Here is a 1,659-nt window from a genome sequence, read left to right as displayed (position 1 = left end):
TCGTGCGTTCTTGGAAATGCTTATGAGCGATGGAATCGCGGAGCCTGAGGCCTTCATGCGATCCTCTTTGGTTGTGCAACAGCACTCTCCCACTTGGCTACCACACGTGACACTGGCGACCGGCCACATCGACACGCCGTTGGGCATCGAACTGGTCCACCGGCAATTAGAGTTCGGTGCAGTCCATGTGCGTCGATCGGTCTAGGCAAGCTAACCGTCACGCGACCCTGGAATGACCTGTCGCTAATTCTCATCAGCGCGAGAACAGCGCTATCGCCTGATGCGCCGAGGTGGCCTCGATCCTTAAGACCGCGGTCCGCGACGTCACCGCTGCTGGAAACCGCATCGGCGAGCCCTCAGCTTCAGCTCGGTGGCGTTGCTGACGACGCACCAAGCGCGGTTGCCGCACTAGAACCTGCAAGCTCGGCGACCATGCCTTCACAGGCCCCGGCAAGTGGCTGAAGTCCTGCGGCATCAACCACGAAAGCGCTAAAGGACAGACTCTATCTGCTCGTGCGCACGCGCCTGGCACCGTTTTCCGCGGAAAACTTCCGTCCAACGGCTGCGGATAGCCGCCCCGCGCAGCCATAGATCCTTGCCGAGTGCGGCATGGTCGTGATACACGATCTACCGCCGTATGACGACTGAGGCCGGCCGCTCGCGGAGGATGTATCTGGGCCTGAGACCAGGGCTGACCATGAACAGCGAAGCCCTCGGTTTTCAGCGCTGCTGGTCGACCGTCATCCAGAGCAGCACATCCAGGATCCGCAGATTCGAAACACCGTTGGGCACGTTGTCCGCGAGCTCGCGAACGTCGGCCAACCACGTCCACACCGCGTGGTCGTCGGTGGTGAGCACCCATTGAAACTGGCGCCAGTAGGCCGAGGTGTCCAGGCCGGTCGCTTTCTCGACGAAGCTGTCCCAAATCGGTATCAGCCGTGGTCGTTTGGCCGCAATCAGCTTGCTGGTTCGAGTCCTGCCCATGCCATCGGTGCCGCGGCGGAGCACGCGCCACAACTTGCTCGCTGCCGAACCGGTCATCAAATCGTCGGGATCGATGTCGATGATGTCCCGGTCCGCCGGAATCTGTGTGAGTAACTCTGTGATTTCCGCGGCATCGCGAACTAGACGACGGATCGCGGCTTGTGCTGGGATGACGACGCTGAGCATCGCCGCGGCGATGAAGTCGGCCGGGCCAATCGAGTACGGGTCTTGGTTCAGCGCGGCGATCGCTTCGAACTGTGAACCCGAGTACGCGGGCGCGCCCGTGCTGGTGGTGGCGTAGTAGCGATGCAATAGCGCTGCGGCCTCCTCAGTCCGTCGCTCCACGATCAGGGACGGCCAGTGTTGCTGCCATCCCGGGTAGCTGGACGCTGGCATGCTGCGTTCCCTTCGGTTGCTTCGGATTGATTAGCGCCAAGAAGCCACGGGACACCGACATGCGCCTGGATTTCTCGGGTTGGTCTCGTTCACGCTTTTCGCCGTTGGGCGAGGTTGATCTTGTTGCCGTCGGGGTCATGGGTGGTGACGAAGTTCGGGAGCCGGCACGTCCACTGTGCTCCCACGGCAGTCAGTTGGGATACCGACGCGGCGAGGTCATCGACGAAGAATCCCATCTGGAAGTGGCTGACCGGATGGCGCGCATCCGCCGTCCACAGC

The 1,659-nt window shown here is 62.0% G+C and carries 3 protein-coding genes; 1 reads left to right on the top strand and 2 read right to left on the bottom strand.

The features are described from left to right. The coding region (locus tag ACRDUX_RS17245; protein WP_526415238.1) for a hypothetical protein at positions 1-205 on the top strand (205 nt) is incomplete at its 5' end. A 515-nt stretch (positions 206-720) separates the two neighbouring features. Here ACRDUX_RS17245 and ACRDUX_RS17240 read toward each other — a convergent pair. Then, entirely contained in the window at positions 721-1,380 is a 660-nt protein-coding gene (locus ACRDUX_RS17240; protein WP_526415237.1) for a DUF6308 family protein, read from the bottom strand. 89 nt (positions 1,381-1,469) lie between these two features. After that, positions 1,470-1,659: VOC family protein (locus ACRDUX_RS17235; RefSeq protein WP_526415236.1), on the bottom strand; the 190-nt coding region annotated here is incomplete at its 5' end.

The sequence above is a fragment of the Mycobacterium sp. genome, assembly GCF_050701675.1.
Classification (GTDB): domain Bacteria; phylum Actinomycetota; class Actinomycetes; order Mycobacteriales; family Mycobacteriaceae; genus Mycobacterium.
This window is presented reverse-complemented; position numbering and strand designations above follow the sequence as displayed.

Bases quoted from the DNA above. Each gene is read 5' to 3' on its own strand.
- ACRDUX_RS17240 (WP_526415237.1), bottom strand. From the start codon at position 1,380: ATGCCAGCGTCCAGCTACCCGGGATGGCAGCAACACTGGCCGTCCCTG.